The organism is Devosia sp. SL43, assembly GCF_021729885.1.
Classification (GTDB): Bacteria; Pseudomonadota; Alphaproteobacteria; order Rhizobiales; family Devosiaceae; genus Devosia.
This window is the reverse complement of sequence record NZ_CP063401.1, coordinates 3,822,744-3,839,676: the sequence shown is the minus strand read 5'-3', so window position 1 is coordinate 3,839,676 and position 16,933 is coordinate 3,822,744. Positions and strand designations below refer to the sequence as shown.

General features: G+C 62.8%; 18 protein-coding genes. 6 read left to right on the top strand and 12 right to left on the bottom strand.

Going from position 1 to position 16,933, the window contains the following annotated elements:
• Positions 1 to 30 precede the first annotated feature (30 nt).
• The 7 genes from IM737_RS18765 to phnG form a co-directional block, all read right to left on the bottom strand.
• Complete coding sequence (locus IM737_RS18765) at positions 31 to 642, bottom strand: DapH/DapD/GlmU-related protein (RefSeq protein WP_236896665.1); 612 nt, start codon at positions 640 to 642, stop codon at positions 31 to 33.
• Positions 639 to 1,340, bottom strand: coding sequence for a phosphonate C-P lyase system protein PhnL (gene phnL / locus IM737_RS18760; RefSeq protein ID WP_236896662.1), 702 nt, complete (start codon positions 1,338 to 1,340; stop codon positions 639 to 641). Before phnL ends, IM737_RS18765 begins: the two co-directional genes overlap by 4 nt.
• Positions 1,341 to 1,546: 206 nt before the next feature.
• Complete coding sequence (gene phnK / locus IM737_RS18755; protein ID WP_236896660.1) at positions 1,547 to 2,323, bottom strand: phosphonate C-P lyase system protein PhnK; 777 nt, start codon at positions 2,321 to 2,323, stop codon at positions 1,547 to 1,549.
• Positions 2,320 to 3,195 (bottom strand): alpha-D-ribose 1-methylphosphonate 5-phosphate C-P-lyase PhnJ, encoded by an 876-nt coding sequence (locus IM737_RS18750; RefSeq protein ID WP_236896658.1) that lies wholly within the window; start codon positions 3,193 to 3,195, stop codon positions 2,320 to 2,322. Before IM737_RS18750 ends, phnK begins: the two co-directional genes overlap by 4 nt.
• Complete coding sequence (locus tag IM737_RS18745; protein WP_236896656.1) at positions 3,192 to 4,283, bottom strand: carbon-phosphorus lyase complex subunit PhnI; 1,092 nt, start codon at positions 4,281 to 4,283, stop codon at positions 3,192 to 3,194. Before IM737_RS18745 ends, IM737_RS18750 begins: the two co-directional genes overlap by 4 nt.
• 1 nt (position 4,284) lies before the next feature.
• Complete coding sequence (gene phnH / locus IM737_RS18740; RefSeq protein WP_236896654.1) at positions 4,285 to 4,884, bottom strand: phosphonate C-P lyase system protein PhnH; 600 nt, start codon at positions 4,882 to 4,884, stop codon at positions 4,285 to 4,287.
• Position 4,885: 1 nt separating this feature from the next.
• Positions 4,886 to 5,341: a phosphonate C-P lyase system protein PhnG gene (gene phnG, locus IM737_RS18735; protein WP_236896652.1), complete on the bottom strand. Its 456-nt coding sequence runs from the start codon at positions 5,339 to 5,341 to the stop codon at positions 4,886 to 4,888.
• A 76-nt stretch (positions 5,342 to 5,417) separates the two neighbouring features.
• Here phnG and phnF point away from each other — a divergent pair, with 76 nt between their 5' ends.
• Positions 5,418 to 6,143 (top strand): phosphonate metabolism transcriptional regulator PhnF, encoded by a 726-nt coding sequence (gene phnF / locus IM737_RS18730; protein ID WP_236896650.1) that lies wholly within the window; start codon positions 5,418 to 5,420, stop codon positions 6,141 to 6,143.
• A 2-nt stretch (positions 6,144 to 6,145) separates the two neighbouring features.
• On the opposite strand, the gene phnN is transcribed toward phnF, so the two are convergent.
• Positions 6,146 to 6,709, bottom strand: coding sequence for a phosphonate metabolism protein/1,5-bisphosphokinase (PRPP-forming) PhnN (phnN, locus tag IM737_RS18725; protein WP_236896648.1), 564 nt, complete (start codon positions 6,707 to 6,709; stop codon positions 6,146 to 6,148).
• Positions 6,706 to 7,854 (bottom strand): alpha-D-ribose 1-methylphosphonate 5-triphosphate diphosphatase, encoded by a 1,149-nt coding sequence (locus IM737_RS18720; RefSeq protein ID WP_236896646.1) that lies wholly within the window; start codon positions 7,852 to 7,854, stop codon positions 6,706 to 6,708. The genes phnN and IM737_RS18720 overlap by 4 nt, the downstream gene beginning before the upstream one ends.
• Positions 7,855 to 8,056: 202 nt before the next feature.
• Here IM737_RS18720 and IM737_RS18715 point away from each other — a divergent pair, with 202 nt between their 5' ends.
• From IM737_RS18715 to IM737_RS18695, 5 genes are all read left to right on the top strand, one after another.
• Positions 8,057 to 9,394 (top strand): extracellular solute-binding protein, encoded by a 1,338-nt coding sequence (locus IM737_RS18715; protein ID WP_236896645.1) that lies wholly within the window; start codon positions 8,057 to 8,059, stop codon positions 9,392 to 9,394.
• 73 nt (positions 9,395 to 9,467) lie between these two features.
• Positions 9,468 to 10,352, top strand: a complete 885-nt coding sequence (locus IM737_RS18710; RefSeq protein WP_236896643.1) for an ABC transporter permease subunit — start codon at positions 9,468 to 9,470, stop codon at positions 10,350 to 10,352.
• 9 nt (positions 10,353 to 10,361) lie between these two features.
• Complete coding sequence (locus tag IM737_RS18705) at positions 10,362 to 11,279, top strand: ABC transporter permease subunit (RefSeq protein WP_236896641.1); 918 nt, start codon at positions 10,362 to 10,364, stop codon at positions 11,277 to 11,279.
• Positions 11,280 to 11,287: 8 nt separating this feature from the next.
• On the top strand, positions 11,288 to 12,400 hold the full coding sequence (locus IM737_RS18700) for an ABC transporter ATP-binding protein (protein ID WP_236896639.1): 1,113 nt from the start codon (positions 11,288 to 11,290) through the stop codon (positions 12,398 to 12,400).
• A 14-nt stretch (positions 12,401 to 12,414) separates the two neighbouring features.
• Positions 12,415 to 13,326, top strand: a complete 912-nt coding sequence (locus IM737_RS18695) for a TIM barrel protein (RefSeq protein ID WP_236896637.1) — start codon at positions 12,415 to 12,417, stop codon at positions 13,324 to 13,326.
• A 156-nt stretch (positions 13,327 to 13,482) separates the two neighbouring features.
• Here IM737_RS18695 and IM737_RS18690 read toward each other — a convergent pair whose 3' ends face one another.
• The 3 genes from IM737_RS18690 to IM737_RS18680 form a co-directional block, all read right to left on the bottom strand.
• On the bottom strand, positions 13,483 to 15,207 hold the full coding sequence (locus IM737_RS18690) for an ABC transporter ATP-binding protein (RefSeq protein ID WP_236896635.1): 1,725 nt from the start codon (positions 15,205 to 15,207) through the stop codon (positions 13,483 to 13,485).
• Positions 15,208 to 15,237: 30 nt separating this feature from the next.
• On the bottom strand, positions 15,238 to 15,543 hold the full coding sequence (locus tag IM737_RS18685; protein WP_236896632.1) for a hypothetical protein: 306 nt from the start codon (positions 15,541 to 15,543) through the stop codon (positions 15,238 to 15,240).
• 69 nt (positions 15,544 to 15,612) lie between these two features.
• Positions 15,613 to 16,896 carry a hypothetical protein gene (locus tag IM737_RS18680; RefSeq protein ID WP_236896630.1) on the bottom strand — a complete coding sequence of 428 codons (1,284 nt, stop codon included), beginning with the start codon at positions 16,894 to 16,896 and terminating at the stop codon, positions 15,613 to 15,615.
• Positions 16,897 to 16,933 lie beyond the last annotated feature (37 nt).

The window sequence follows — 16,933 nt, the reverse complement described above, 5'->3', positions numbered from 1 at the left end:
GGTGACGATCGGAGTATGAGCGGAACCTGCCTACTCATACTTCTCCAAAAACGCCTCAATCCCGAGCTTGCGAAAATCCGGCAGCGCCCGGTGCAATTGCTCGTGGCTCCAGTCCCACCACTTCATCGCATCCAAGCGTCCCGCCACATCGTCGCTGAACCGCTGCTTTATCGTCCGCGCCGGCACGCCCACGGCGATGGCAAAATCCGCCACATCTTTCGTCACCACCGCATTGGAGCCAATGATCGCCCCATTGCCGATGGTCACGCCAGGCATGACGACTGCGCCATGCCCGATCCAGGTGTCGTGGCCGATGGCGATGGCGTTGCTCGCCCGCCATTCGAAGAACTCCGCCTCATCCTCCTCGCCCTCGAAATACTGCGCGGCGCGGTAGGTGAAGTGGTGCAGTGAGGCGCGGTGCATTGGGTGCATGCTGGCATAGATGCGCACATTAGCGGCGATATTGGCGAACTTGCCGATTTCGGCATAGGCGATCTGCGTACCACCCACGCAGTAGGAATAGTCACCCATGCTGGAATGGCTCACGCTGCAGCCTGCGCCCACTTCCGTGTAGCGGCCCAGCGTGGACTGGGTCACCTTCGCGGCGGGGTGAATGGAGGGCTCAAGTCCAAGCTTTTTCATGCCGCCACCTTCGGTGCAAAGGCCGTCACGTCGACAACGCGGTCCGCCACCTGCACCCGCACATCCTCGTCGTGGAAAATCCCCAGTAGCGCGACGCCCGTTGCCTTCTTCTCGGCGATCATTGCGACAACCACGGCTCTATTGGTCGCATCGAGCGACGCGGTCGGCTCGTCGAGCAGCAGCACCGGATGGTCGGTGATGAATCCCCGCGCAATGTTGACGCGCTGCTGTTCGCCACCCGAGAACGTCGCCGGCGGCAGGCTCCACAGCCGCTCGGGCAGGTTGAGCCGTGCCAGCAGTTCGCGGGCCCTGCCCTGCGCCTCTGCTTTGTCGACGCCGCGGATCACCAGCGGCTCCGCCACCACATCCAGCGCCGAAACGCGCGGTACGGTGCGCAGGAACTGGCTGACATAGCCGATCGAGTCCCGGCGTAAGGTCAGCACCGTGCGCGGATCGGAGGCCGCCAGATCGACAGCCTCACCGTGATGCTGGATCACGATGGACCCGGCGTCGATGCCGTAATTGCCATAGACCATCTTGAGGATCGAACTCTTGCCCGCCCCCGATGGCCCGCCCAGCACAACGCATTCGCCTGGCTGGACTTCGAAATTGACGTTCTCCACGACGGGGAGGATCACCCCATCGCGCAGATGCATGGTGAAGGTCTTGGCGAGATTCTTTACCGACAGGGCGGTCATGACACGTGCTCCGAAGTTTCGGCTCTTGCACCCACCCTCCCCCTTGTGGGGAGGGAAGCGAGATAGGACTTAGCTTCAGCTAAGTCCGTTGAATCGAGCAGGAAGGGGGTATCTCGCCGCACGCGCAGTGCGAGTGGCTCCACCCCCTCCCAGCCTCCCCCATCAAGGGGGAGGTGCCGTCCGGCGGTTGGTGCTGGCATGGTGCCTCACACCTGCAAAATCGAAGACACGAGCAGCTGCGTATAAGGCTCGCGCGGATCGTCGAGCACGCGGTCCGTCAGTCCGGCCTCGATCACCCGGCCGTCCTTCATCACCATCATGCGATGGCTCAGAAGCCGCGCCACGGCGAGATCGTGGGTCACGACGATTGCCGCCAGCCCCAGCTCACCCACCAGCCCCCGCAACAGATCGAGCAGGCGTGCCTGCACCGACACGTCGAGCCCGCCCGTCGGCTCATCCATGAACACCAGCCTTGGCCCGGTGACCAGATTACGCGCGATCTGCAACCGCTGCCGCATACCACCCGAAAAGCTGCGCGGCTGGTCGTCAATACGGTCGGCTGCAATCTCTACCCGCCCGAGCCAATCAAGCGCCGTCTCGCGGATGCGGCCATAGTGCCGGTCACCCACCGCCATCAGCCGCTCGCCCACATTGGCGCCGGCCGACACCGTCATGCGCAAGCCATCCGCCGGGTTCTGGTGCACAAAGCCCCAGTCCGTCCGCACCAGAAAGCGCCGTTCGGCCTCGCTGAGGTCATAGATGTTGCGCCATTCGCCATCGCGCATCCGGTAGAGGGTCCGGCCCGAGCTTGGCTCCAGCGTCGCTGACAGGGAGTTCAGCAACGTGGTCTTGCCCGAGCCGGATTCCCCCACAATGGCCAGCACTTCGCCTGGCCAGAGCTCGAAATTGACATCGGCGCAGCCAAGCCGGCTGCCGTAATACTTGGTCAGGTTCTCGACCCGAAGCAGTGGTTGCTCGCTCATTCCGCCGCCTCCTTCACACCCAGCGTGCCCACATGCCCGGCCGCCCGCCGTTCTTCGCAATTGTCGGTGTCCGAGCAGACATACATGTGCCCGCCGCGGTCATCTAAAATCACCTCGTCGAGGTACACCTGCTCAGCACCGCACAGAGCGCAGGGCTCGGCAAAGTGCTGGATGGTGAAGGGGTGGTCTTCGAAATCGAGGCTCACCACTTCGGTATGCGGCGGCACGGCATAGATGCGATGCTCGCGCCCGGCGCCGAACAGTTGCAGCGCCTCGCTCATATGCATCTTGGGATTGTCGAACTTGGGCGTCGGCGACGGGTCCATCACGTAGCGCCCCTCGACCTTGACCGGATAGGCATAGGTCGTGGCGATACGGCCGTGGCGCGCGATATCCTCGTAGAGCTTGACGTGCATCAGGCCATATTCCTCGAGCGCATGCATCTTGCGCGTCTCGGTTTCGCGCGGCTCGAGGAAGCGCAAAGGTTCGGGGATCGGCACCTGATAGACCAGGATCTGCCCCTTGCCGAGCGCCTTCTCGGGAATGCGGTGGCGCGTCTGGATGATAGAGGCTTCCGCCGTATGCGTGGTGGTTTCCACCTGCGCCACCTTGGCAAAGAAGGCGCGGATGGACACCGCATTGGTGGTGTCGTCCGCCCCCTGGTCGATCACCTTGAGCACATCGTCCGGCCCGATGATCGACGCCGTCACCTGCACGCCGCCAGTGCCCCAGCCATAGGGCATGGGCATTTCGCGTGATGAGAACGGCACCTGGTAGCCGGGAATGGCGATGGCCTTGAGGATGGCCCTCCGGATCATCCGCTTGGTCTGCTCATCGAGATAGGCGAAGTTGTATTGGGCGACGGCGTTCATTCCGCAGCCTCCTGCATCTCATCTCGCGCCTCATGTTCGGCCCGCATGCGCCGGATCAGGTCCAGCTCCGCCTGGAAGTCCACGTAATGCGGCAGTTTCAGGTGCTCGACGAAGCCCGTTGCCTGCACATTGTCGGAATGGCTAATGACGAATTCTTCGTCCTGCGCCGGGGCGACGATGTCCTCGCCGAACTCCCGCGCCCGCAGTGCCCGGTCGACCAGCGACATGGCCATGGCCTTGCGCTCGGCATGGCCGAATACCAGCCCGTAGCCGCGGGTGAACTGAGGCGGCACCTTCGCCGAGCCCTTGAACTGATTGACCATCTGACATTCCGTGACCCGGATACGTCCCAGATTCACGGCAAAGCCCAGCTCCGGCACATCGAACTCGACATCGACTTCGCCGATGCGGATTTCACCGACAAACGGGTGCGTGCGGCCGTAACCGCGCTGCGTCGAATAAGCCAGGGCCAACAGGAACCCTTCGTCGCCGCGCGCCAACGCCTGCAGGCGCAGGTCGCGATCGAGCGGGAAGTCCAGCGGCTCGCGCGTCAGATCGCCGACGTCGCGATCCGGGTCGGTTTCTCCATCGGGCTCCATCAGCCCCTGGCGCCCAAGCAGGTCGGTGACGCGCGGCGCCTGTTCGGCATCGGCCTCACGCTGTACCGGCGGTGGCACATCGCCATGCACGATCGAGGGATCGAGCAGGCGGTGGGTGTAGTCGAATGTCGGCCCCAACATCTGCCGGCCAGGGAGGTCCTTGAACGTCGCCGAGATACGGCGTTCGATCAGCATCTCGCCGGTCTCGACCGGCTTGGAATAGCCGAAGCGCGGGAGCGTCGTGCGATAGGCGCGAACGAGGAAGATCGCCTCGATCAGGTCGCCCCGCGCCTGCAGCAGTGCCAGGGCCGCCAGTTCCTTGTCGTAAAGCGAGCCCTCGCCCATGGCACGATCGACGGCGAGCCCCAGTTGCTCGACGATCTGGTCGAGGCGCAAAGCCGGTACCGAGCGGTCGCCGCGACGGCGATCGGCGAGCAAAGCATGGGCATTGGCAATGGCGGCTTCGCCACCCTTTACGGCTACATACATCTCAATGTCCTTCCGTGATCCGGGTCGAGCGCGGCAGACCCATCACCGCACCATCCGCTACCAGCAGCAGGTCGATGCCGCGCGGGAACAGTTCGCGGTTATCAGCCCACTGCGCGACGAAATCCCCGGGCAACCCAACCGGGCTAATATGTCCGTGGCCCTTGATCCCAGGTCCGCGCGTGATCAGCGCGGCACCGCCATCAAGCGCCTCGACAGCCAGCACGATCGTGGTCGAGCGATCGGGATATTCCTGCGTGCCCAGGTTGAACTGATCGAGGCGTGGCAGATGCGTGTCGCCGGTGGCGAAGGCGAACGCCGCTCTGCCCGGCTCACGCACGATGGGCGCGCCGGCGTGAAAGTTCACGAAATCCAGAACGGCGGTGTCAGACCGCAACCGATCGTCCAACCAAATGCTGGTGTCGTGATCGCTCAATGTTAGCAGTACGCTAGCCAATTCGGCCTGAATGCTACCGCCAATCGACTGAGGTGTGACGAGATTTTGCACCGTCCCGGGGTTGGCCAGCGCATCCATGACGGCACGAAAGACGGTCTGCGACTGCAGGACCGGGTCGGCAAAACCGCCGTCAAGAACCATGTCCATTTCAGTTATCCCCGCGCACCATGGTGAAGAAGTCGACCCGCGTGGCGGCGGACTCATCGCGGCGCTTCTGGTCGTCCGCCTCAGCAAGTGCCTGCAGCGGCGCAATGATTTCGGCCTCCACCCGATCAGGGTCGCGCTGCCAGAGCGCATCGATCACGGCGATCACCTCGGCCTTGCCGGTGTCGCGGCCCAGGCAATACCCGTGCCCCACTTCGCCCGTTACAATGCGCACGCTGGCCCGGCTTACGCTGGCCTCGCCCATGTTGAACGGCGCCCCGCCGCCGCCAGCCCGGCCGCGCACCATGACGAGGCCAACCTCGGGTCCCCGCACCTTGCTGTGCCCAGGCTTGTCGGCCCAACGATCCCAGAGCTCGGCCAGAGCTCGCGCAGGAGCGGCAGCGAGCACGTCGAGAGCCGCCTTCCTGGCTTGTGCATTCTGCGAGAGTGCTGCGTGCATACTTGCCTCGATTTGTCTAATGAACTAGACAACTAATGTCCTGAGTCCGGTGCTACTCTCCTCGTGTGAAAATGCAATGACAGTTTTGAAAGACGAGCTTGGCGGCGTCGCCCTCTGGCGCCGCATCGCCGATGCCATTCGCCTCGATATTATTGGTGGCAAGCTGGCCAGCGGCGATCGCCTTCCCACCGAAGCCCTTCTGGCGGAACGCTTTTCCGCCAATCGCCACACCGTGCGCCGAGCCCTGGCCGTGCTGGCCGAGGAGGGCGTAGTTGGCGCCGAACAGGGTCGCGGCACCTTCGTGCGCAGCGCCAAACGGCTCAGCTATCCCATTGGCAAACGCACCAGATTCACTGAAGGGCTCGCCGGACAGGCCCATCACATCGGAACCCAACATCTTGGCGCCAGGCTCGAAAATGCCACCGCGACGATCGCCAAGGCACTGGCCATCAGGCCCGGCGAGAAGGTCACCCGCATTGATGGCGTATCCTCCGCCGATGGTCGCCCGATCTCCCGCGCCACCACCTGGCTGCCCTATCGTCGCTTTCCCGATATCGGCGAGCGGATCGAGCAGTTGCACCGCATGACGGCGGTGTTTTCCAGTTACGGCATAGACGACTATTCCCGGGCCTCAACCCGCATCTCGGCCCGCCATGCAGACGTAGAGGAAACCAAACTACTGGGCCTGGCGCCGGGTGCGATTCTGCTGGTGTCCGAGGCTGTGGACGTGGATTCGGAAGGCAATCCAATATCTTACGCGCTAAGCCGCTTTCCGGCGGAGCGGATGGAGTTGGTGGTTTAGGTCTAAGCCCGAACGCCCATCCGCGCCGCATCTCCCAGCAGCCGCACGAACTGCGTCCCTGCGGCCTCCAGCGCTCCCGAATTGTCGATCTTCACGGTCCTCGCCGGCAGCTTGTCGCCGACCCGGCGGTCCAGCCGGCCCTGGATCGACTCCGCTGTCTCACGGCCGCGGTTTGACAGGCGCCGCTCAATCACATCGCGTTCCGCCGTCACGAGCACGACAACCGCATCTGGATAGCGCTCGACCAGCGCCGGGATCACCGCGCGCGACAGGTTGGCCACCACCACCCGGCCTGCTTTTAGGTCGTCCTCGAGCCCTATCGGCAACCCGTAGCGCAAGCCATGCGCGTCCCAGTTCAGCGCAAAGGCCCCGTCCTGCTCGGCGGCGGCAAAGCTCGCCACATCCATGCTGTCATGGTCCTCACTGCCGCCATCGGCCTGCCGTGTCACCACGCGACGGACGAAGGTCACCCTACCGCTGGCCTCCAGCCGCTCGCGGGCAAAGCCGATCAGACTGTCCTTGCCGACGCCACTGGGTCCGACGACAGCGACAAAGGTTCCGCTCATATGACCCGCTGCCCCTCGCGCCAGACCGTCAGCACGATCGGAATGCCGTCTTCGACGCGCAGATGCACGAAGTCCGCCCGCTTGCCGACGGCAATCTCGCCGCGGTCATGGAACCCACCTGCTTCGGCCGGTCGCTTGGTCACCATCTGAACGGCCTTGGGCAGGCCAACACCTTCGACAGTCTCGGCCAGGCAGAATGCCGACTGCAGCATCGAGAAGGGAATGTAGTCCGAAGATAGAATATCGAGCAGGTCATGCTCGGCCAGCTTGCGCGCCGAGATATTGCCCGAATGCGAACCGCCGCGAACGACGTTCGGTCCGCCCATCAGGATAGCCATGCCCGCCTGGCGCGACGCCTTGGCGGCTTCGAGCGTGGTGGGGAACTCGGCGATGTGCATGCCCAAGGCCTCGCCCTCTTCGACATGCTCGCGCGTGGCGTCATCGTGGCTGGCCAGCACGATGCCCTTGGCGTTGCACATCTCGGCAATGGCCCGGCGCGTGGGGCCGGCATAGGCCTGCGACTGCTCGTTGCGGCGACGCACGAAGGCGTCGAAATCCGCGTCGCTCATCTTCTTCTTGCCCTGATAATAGGCGCGGCAGGCGTCCATGCTGGTGAATTGTCGCTGGCCGGGCGCATGGTCCATCAGCGAAGCCAGTCGCACCGCCGGATCGTCCTTGAAGAATTCGAAGGCCTCCATGCAATCGGGTGAGGACACTTCACAGCGCAGATGAATGTGATGCTCCGCCCGCAGCCGCCCGGCGCGCATGCCGGCCGCAATGGCGTCGGCCAGGATGCGCATATCCGGCGTGCCCATATCGGTGTCTTCATCGAGACCGACACGGATGGCGTCTAGCACCGTGGTGATGCCCGAGGCGGCAATCTGCGCGTCGTGCGCCTGCACCGCGGCCACCGGGTTCCACCGTACCCGCGGCCGCGGTGCGTAGTGAGTTTCGAGGTGGTCGGTGTGCAGCTCGACGAGGCCCGGAATCAAGTAATCCCCCTCGAGATCGATACCGGTCCGGCTGGGCGTGCCGATATCGGTGACCACCCCGCCATCCACGCGCACTGAACCCTCCAGCACCTCGTTGGCCAGCACGATCCGGGCATTGGTAAGGACGAGTTCACCGAGGGCGATGGTGTTCATGAGCGGACGATTTCCTGCGCTGCTTCTGATCTATCTGCACGCCTGCGCTAACCGAAGTTGATGACAGTTTGGCGACCGCAATGTGGTCATCCAGACGTCACGCAACTGTCGGTTAATGGTCACGGCTCTGCAAGGCAAACGTCAAACAGCGCCACTAGAAGTCCGGCCGCCCCTAGGCATTCCCTATCGGAGACAGGCCCAAATGAACCGCACCACGCTGCTTACCGCAGCCTCCACCATCGCCGTGCTCGCGCTGGCAACTCCCGCCATGGCCCAGACCAAGTTCGAGTTCTGGTATGGCCTGTCCGGCGATCTGAGCGATCGCATCCAGGACATGTGCAAGGACTTCAACGCGTCGCAGGCCGACTATGAAATCGTCTGTGTCAGCCAGGACAACTACGACGCCAACCTGCAGAACACCATCGCGGCCTACCGCGCCAACAAGCAGCCGACCATCACCCAGATCTTCGACGCCGGCACGCTCGACCTGATGCTGTCCAAGGCCTATGTGCCGGTCAAGACCGTGATGGCCGACGCCGGCCTCGACGTGGACTTCGGCGACTATTTCGCCGGCATCGCGTCATACTATTCGACCTCGACCGGCGAACTGCTGTCGATGCCGTTCAACTCTTCGACGGCGATGATCTATTACAACACCGACGCACTGGCCAAGGTCGGCTTCGAAGGCATTCCGTCCACCTGGACTGAAGTCGAGGACGTCGCCCGCAAGATGAAGGCCGCCGGCTATGAATGCCCGGTCGCCTTCGATCCGGCCGGCGTCTGGCAGTGGTACGAGCAGTTCTCGGCCATTCACAACCAGCCCATCGCTACCAAGGGCAACGGCTTCGGCGGCCTCGACGCTGAAATGGCCGCCAGCCAGGGCCTGTTCGTCGACCAGCTGACCTGGATCAAGGCCATGTATGACGAGGGCCTGTTCGTCCATAAGTCCAAGGATGTCGGCCAGAACGACCTCGACGCTTTCGCTGCCGGTGATTGCCAGATTTTCTCGGGCTCGGTTGCCGGCCACGGCACCGTCACTGCCAAGGCTATCGAAGGCCTCAACTGGCAGGTTGCCATGCTGCCGATGCGTGAAGGCGTCGAGCGCACCAACAGCCTCGTCGGTGGCGCTTCGCTGTGGACCCTCCAGGGCAAGACCGAAGAAGAATACAAGGGCGCCGCAGCCTTCTACGCCTTCATCTCCACCCCCAAGCAGGCCGAATGGTGGTCGACCGTTACCGGTTATATCCCGGTCACCAATTCGGGCTTCGAGGCCATGAAGGCCAACGGCTTCTACAACGAAGCGCCGTATGCCGGTCGTGAACTGGCCATCGAGAGCCTGACCGCCACCCCGCCGACCGAGAACACCCGCGGCATCCGCCTGGGCAACTACGCCTCGATCCGCGCGGAAATGGTCAAGACCATCCAGGACGTGCTGTTCAACAACGCCGATCCCAAGCAGGCGCTGACCGACTTCGACGCCAAGGGCAATGACATCCTCCGTCGCTTCGAAGCCACCTATGCCGGCGCTTCGCTGCTGTAGTTCCTGACTCTCCTGGCACGGGCGGCAATCAGCCGTCCGTGCCTTCCTTCTTCAGCGATCCACGGAGGCGGCCATGGAACGACGCGCCTACTACAAGAACAAGACCCTGCCCTGGCTGTTGATCGCTCCGCAGCTGATACTTGTCCTCGTGTTCTTCTACTGGCCGACCACGCAGGCCCTGTTCTGGGCGTTTACGCTCGAACAACCCTGGGGCGGCGGCAATAGCTGGGTCTGGTTCGACAATTTCCTCGCGATCTTCCGCGACCGTGAATACTGGTCGACGGTGTTGCGCAGCGGTTTCTACGCCGTCGTGGTGACCGCCATTTCGATGGCCGTAGCGCTCACTTTGGCCGCTTTCGTTGATCGCGCGCTCAAGGGCACCAAGCTCTTCCAGTCGGTTTTCGTCTGGCCCTATGCCATTGCCGCGCCGGCCGCTGGCGTCGCCTTCCGCTTCATCTTCGCGCCGGAATCGGGGCTGGTCGGCTCGATCAACGAGATCTGGCCCGGTGTGTGGAACCCGGCAATCAACGGCGTGCATGCTTTGGCGATGATCATCATCTGCCATGCCTGGCTCGGCATCGGCTACAACTTCATCTTCTTCCTGGCCGCCCTGCAGATGATCCCGCGTTCCATCTCGGAAGCCGGTGCCATGGACGGCGCCCGCCCGGTGCAACGCCTGTTCGACCTGCAACTGCCGCTGATCGCGCCGACCTTCTTCTTCCTGTTCATCATCAACCTGATCTCGAGCTTCACCGACAGCTTCGGGCTGATCGACACGATGACCGAGGGCGGGCCGGTCGGCTCCACCGAGGTGATGGTTTACAAGATCTATTTCGACGGCTTCAAAGGGCTCGATTATTCGGGTGCTGCGGCCCAGTCGATCGTCCTGATGATCCTCGTCATTGCGCTCACTTTCGTCCAGTTCAAATGGGTCGAAAAGCGCGTCCACTACAACTGAGGACCGGTCATGATCGAACGCTCCCCCATCTTCGATATCGTCACTTATGCAGTGATGATCCTCGGCCTCTTCGTCGTCATCATGCCGTTCTGGATCACCTTCGTGGCCGGGTCGCAGTCGCTGACCGAAGTTAGCCAGGTGCCAATCGTGCTCTGGCCATCGACCCATCTGTTTGAGAACCTGCAGGAAGCCTGGACCCGTGCCGATCTCGGCCCGAAAATGCTCAACAGCTTCATCGTCGCGGTCGGCGTTACGGTGGGCAAGATCACGCTGGCGGCGCTGTCGGCCTTCTCCATCGTGTTCTTCAACTACCGCGCCCGCATGGTCTGCTTCTGGATGATCTTCATCACCCTGATGCTGCCACTCGAAGTGCGCATCGTGCCGACTTACTCGATCGCCGCCAATGCCCTGCTGCCGTTCCAGTTCATTCTCGACAATCTAGGCATCACCTGGCTGATCCAGAGCCTGTCGGGCATTCAACTGTCGCTCGAATGGAACCTGCTCAACTCCTATCCGGGCCTCATCCTGCCGCTGGTCGCCACCGCCACCGGCACCTTCCTCTACCGCCAGTTCTTCATGACCATCCCCGACGAGCTGGTCGAAGCCTCCAAGATGGATGGCGCCGGGCCGATGCGCTTCTTCTTCGACGTGCTGATCCCGCTCAGCCGCACCAACATGTTGGCGCTCGCCACCATCCTCTTCGTGTCGAGCTGGAACCAGTATCTGTGGCCGCTGCTCATCACCACCGACCGCGCCAATTTTGGCACGGTGGTGATGCAGCTCAAGGCCCTCATTCCCGATCAGAACGGGTTGCCCGACTGGAACGTCACCATGGCGGGCGCCCTCATCATCATGCTGCCGCCGTTGCTGGTGGTTGCCTTCATGCAGCGCTGGTTCGTGCGCGGCCTAATTTCCCGAGACAAGTGAGACCGCCCATGTCCGCCATATCAATTTCCGGCGTCAAGAAGCGCTATCAGAAGACCGACGTCATTCACGGCGTCGACGTCGAGATCGAACAGGGCGAGTTCGTCGTCATCCTGGGCCCGTCGGGCTGCGGCAAGTCCACCTTGCTCCGCATGATCGCGGGCTTGGAGGAGATCACCGAAGGCGAAATCTCCATCGGCGGCAAGGTCGTCAACGATCTCGAGCCGCGCGAACGCGGCTGCGCCATGGTTTTCCAGAACTACGCGCTCTACCCCCATATGAGCGTGCGCCAGAATATCGGCTACGCGCTCAAGGTCGCCGGTATGAAGCGGGCCGAGCGGGACGCGAAGGTGCTCAAGGTCGCCAAGGCCGTCAGCCTCGAGCCCTATCTCGATCGCAAGCCGGGCGAGCTGTCAGGCGGCCAGCGCCAGCGCGTCGCCATGGCCCGCGCCATGGTGCGCGAGCCCGAGGTTTTCCTGTTCGACGAGCCTTTCTCCAATCTCGATGCCAAGCTGCGCGTCGCTATGCGCGCCGAGGTCCGCAGCCTGCATCGTAGCCTGGGCGTCACCTCGGTTTTCGTGACGCACGACCAGACCGAAGCCATGACACTGGCCGATCGCCTGATCATCATGAACCAGGGCGTGGTGGAACAGGTCGGCAAGCCGAGCGAGGTCTATCACCACCCGGCCAGCCTGTTCGTTGCCGATTTCATCGGCTCGCCCGCCATGAACCTGGTGCGCGGCTTCTTCGGCGCGGACGGCTATTTCCGCCACGGCAAGGGCGGCATGATCCACCTGCCGGACCTGACCCGGCACCATGTGAGCAAGGAAGTCTCTATCGGCATTCGCCCCGAGCTCGTCCGGCGCGTCGCATCTGGCGCCAAGGGCGCCTTGCCCGCCGTCGTCGACTATACCGAGGAGCTCGGCGCCAGCCGCCTAGTCTATGCCGACATGGACGGCAGCCGCATCATCGCCGTCGATACCGGCAGCGATGCCTTGGGCACGGGCATGCCGATCCATCTCAGCTTCGCCGAAAGCGATGTGCACGTGTTCAGCCACGACACCAGCCGCCGCATCGATACGGCCAGCCAGCCTGCGCAGACCCCCACAACCGTAACCGCTTGAGAAGGACACCTGACATGAGCAACATCATCGGCACCGGCTTCAATGTCGGCTCGACAGACGGCGAAGTCGCCAGCCTCTACGAAGACATGCGCGCTTTGGCCGAAATGGGTGTGGATACCGTCGAACTGGGCATCACCAGCCTCGACCTGATCTCGGGCGGCCGCATCATCTCCGAGCGGTTGGACCGCGTACTGGCCGTGACCAGCCAGTTCGATTTCCGCTACACCGTGCATGGCCTGGTCTCGTCCAACTTCATGGACGCCGTCACCCAGCGCTACCAGATCGACGCTGCCAAGGCTCTGGTCGAGTTCTGCAACCGCATCGGCGCGGGTATCCTGGTCCAGCATGGCGGCTGCCTGCGCGCCGACCAGATCGCCGAGCGTGCCGGGGCTGATCAGCGCGAGCGCGAAGCGCTGACCGAACTGGCCGACTTCGCCCGGCCGCAGGGCGTCCGCATCGCGCTCGAAAACATCTTCACGACCGAGCTCGGTCAATATCGCCAGACGCCGGCCGAGGTCGCCGCAACTGTCAAGGCGGTGAACCACCCCAACGTCGTCGCGCTGATCGATTTCAGCCACGCCTATATCGAGTCGACCTATCGCGGGCTCAACTTCCGCGAGCAGATCGCCGCCATGGCTCCGGTCACCGGGCACCTGCATGTCCATGACAGCTTCGGCCGTCCGCAGGGCTTCTACAAGCCGTTCTTCCCGCAGGAAAATACCGCAATGGGCGTTGGCGACCTGCACATGCCGCTCGGCTGGGGCGATATCAACTGGGACAGCATCTTCGCCGAGCTAACCTTCCTGCCCGACACCGTCCTGATGATGGAAATCGGTCGCCGCTATCGCAGCGAACAACCGGCAAGCCTGGCGATGGCACGACGGTTGGCCGGGCTGGATCGGCCCGAAGCGGTGGCGGCGCAGTAGGCAAGCAAGAATACTCCCATCTAACCTCCACCTGAAAAGGGGGAGGAATCCGGCTGGTGTTCGTCGCTGATGGTGCCCCAAACGCGATCTGTCCCTCCCCCTATCATGGGAGGCTAGGTGGGGGTATCCCAACAAGGACTCTCCTTCGCCGCTCCCCTACCCGGCCAAGTACCCAAACTGCGCTTTGTGCAGCACGGCATAAGCCCCATCCTGCGCCAGCAACGCCTCGTGCGTGCCCTCCTCCACGATCCCTGTCTCGTCGATCACGACAATCCGGTCAGCGTGCTGGATCGTCGCCAGGCGATGCGCGATCACCAGCGTCGTCCGGCCCTCCGACAGCTCTGCCAGTGACCGCTGGATCGCCACCTCGGTTGCCGTATCCAGCGCCGAGGTCGCCTCGTCGAGGATCAGGATCGGCGGGTTCTTGAGGAATATCCGGGCAATCGCCACGCGCTGCTTCTGCCCGCCGCTGAGCTTCACGCCCCGCTCGCCCACCATCGTGTCCAGCCCATCCGGCAATCGCTTGATCACCGTATCGAACCGGGCCCGCTTGGCTGCTTCCCAGATCGCCTCGTCGCTGGCGCCAAGCTGACCATAGGCAATATTCTCGCGGATAGTGCCGCCGAACAGGAACACGTCCTGCTGCACAATACCGATCTGGCCGCGCAGCGAGTTCTGCGTCATGTCACGGATGTCGATGCCGTCGATGCTGATCGAACCGCTATCGAGCTCATAGAAACGCGGCAGCAATGAGCATAGCGTCGTCTTGCCGGCACCGGACGGACCGACGATCGCCAAGGTCTCGCCCGCTTTGACCGACAGGTTCAATCCCTCAAGCACCTTGCGGCCGGCCTCATAGGAAAACGCCGCGTCCTTGAACGCGATGTCGCCCCTGAGGCTGGTGACCACCTTCGCCCCGGGGCGATCAGCAATATCGGGTTCGGTATCGATCAGCCTAGTGAACCGCTTGAAGCCGGCGATGCCCTTGGGATAGCTCTCCAGCACACCGGTGATCTTGTCGATGGGGCGCAGGAACACCTCCACCAGCAGCAGGAAGCTGACGAAGCCGCCATAGGTCATCTCGCCCTGCACCACCAGCCAGGAGCCGGCCAGCATGACCAGCAGTTGCACCAGGCGCGTACTGAGATAGGTGATGGTGATGCTCGCCGTCATGATGCCATAGGCCTTGAGCTTGGTCGTGCGATAGGCCTGGTTATTGCCGGCGAACAGAGCGGCTTCGTGGCCCTCATTGGCGAAGGCCTTGACCACGCGGATACCGCCGATCGAGTCCTCAATGCGGGTATTGAACTCGCCCACCCGGCCGAACAGCTCCTGCCAGTTCAGCGTCATGCGCGAGCCATACTTGCTCACCAGCCAGGTCACAACTGGCACCACGATGGTGGTGATCAGCGCCAGCTTCCAGTTGGTCACGAACATCAGGATGAAGGCGCCGATGAAAGTCATCACGGCGATGAAGATGTCCTCGGGGCCGTGATGGGCCACCTCGCCTACATCTTCGAGATCCTTGGTGACATGGGTGATCAACTGGCCGGTCTTGTTGTTATCGAAGAAGCGGAAGCTGAGCTTTTGCAGGTGGTCGAACACCTGCCGCCTCATGTCGGTCTCGATCGAGACCCCCAGCACATGGCCGAAATAGTTGACCACGGCATGCAGCGCGGCGTTGACCGCGTAGATAGCGAGCAGCACGCCACCGGCGATCAGGATGAAGCCGAATTCGGAACGCGGCAGCAGCGAGTCGATGAAATATGCGACGGCCAGCGGAAAGACGAGTTCGAGCAGGCCGGCAATGACGGCGCAGCCAAAGTCGAGAATGAAAAGGCCCCTATAGGGGGCGTAATAGGAAAAGAAGCGTCTGATCATGAAGGGCACTAACTAATGTTCGGGCAGCTGTCAGCCGTGGCCGACCGGCAGCAAAGAGCGCAGGTCGAAGGCGTCACCGACCTCATCGGTGGCAGCATTTGCCGCAATTGCCTGCTCCAGGGCAACTATATCCAGCATTTCAGATGGTACCCAGCCGCATCGACAGCCATGCGGATCGAGATGGGCGTCAGCGACTTCGCGATAGATCGATCCAAGGGCGGCGGCCATGCATTCGAGTGCCTCGATGGGCGACATGCGGGTCGATGCCAGTGTTCCGGAATAGGAGGCCAGCAGGGCGGCGCGGATCGCCACGAAGGTGGCGTGGTGGTCGGCCATTTCTCTCTCCCTTGAGAATGCAAACGGAGGGTGCCGCGTACGGCACCCCCCAGCGCGCATGCATGGTGATTATTCGAAGTCTTTGGAGGCGGTGAAGGAGACCTTGTAGGCACCCAGTGAATTGGCGGCGACGGCCGAAGTCGCTTCGAATCCACCGCCCGGAGCCCAGGTCGCTTCCACGAGGCCGTCGAAGATCGACTGGCTGCCGTTGACCGCACCTGCACCGACCCAGATATTGCCGCCCTCAAACGCCAGGGTCAGGGCCTCGGTGGCCTTGTATTCGGCGCGAAGGCGCACTTCGAGGCCCTCGTCATCGGCAATGGCGGTGTCGCTATCAAGGTAGCGGACCGCGCCCTTCAGCACGATCTCTTCGGTGATGTCGATCGTTGCCGAACCGACGGCGCTCCATTCACGCTCCGCATTGGCGTCGACCGCAGCAGCCAGCGCGAACATGTCGAACTTGGCTTCGCCTGAGATGATACCGTTCCACCAGCCGGTGTCGTTGGCAGCGAGGGCGGCGCGGGCTTTGAACTTGTCAAACGTCGCGGTAACGCCGGTATGGATGGCGAAGTCATCCAGGCTACCATCGAGAATCTCACCGGCAACGGCAGTGAAATGTGCCGAGATGGTCTCGCCGCCATAGGAGATCACGCCGATAGCAGAGCCGGCATCGGCGCCGGTGTTCAGGGCTTCGAGCGCCCCGCCAACTTTGACGCCATTGCCGAGATCCGACACGATCTGGATCGAATGATCGTCGGTGTCGTAGACGCCGCCCGCTGCGTTGTCGAAGGCTACGCCATCGCCAACGTCGTCGGACAGGAAGGACTGGATCCAGCCGAAGGCTTCGTCATCGTCGAGGTTGGCGATCGAGTCCTGCAGGCCCGCCGAAACCACCGTCGTGTCGCCGACCGAAACATAGGCATAGTCGAATTCGACGCTGCCACCGCCGTAGTCAAATGCCTCGTTGAGAATGCCAAGCTCTTCGTAGCCGTAGATTTCGACGACGGCCTTGGCCGGACCAAAATCGCTGGCTGCCGTACCGACGAACTTGAGGTAGGTCTCGACATAGGTTTCCCAGTCCTCGCCTGCGCCATTGTCGTCAATCGCCAGGAAATCGCCGCTATAGGCCAGCGGATTGGCGCCGGCCAGGTCGACGGTATCGCCGTAATCGCCCCAGTAGAATTCGTAATAGACGCTCCCAGTCACCTGCAGGCAGTTCGTATCCGAGGAGAGCGTGAGACCGCTCAGCCCGAGTTCATCGCAGATGTCGAGCGAGGTGAGCACGCCCAGATCGGCGGCATAGGCCGGTGTAGACAGGAGTGCAGTGGATAGAAAAAGAGTGTGTAGTTTCATCATGTTGCCCCAAACGTCGGAGGAAGACGCTCCGCAC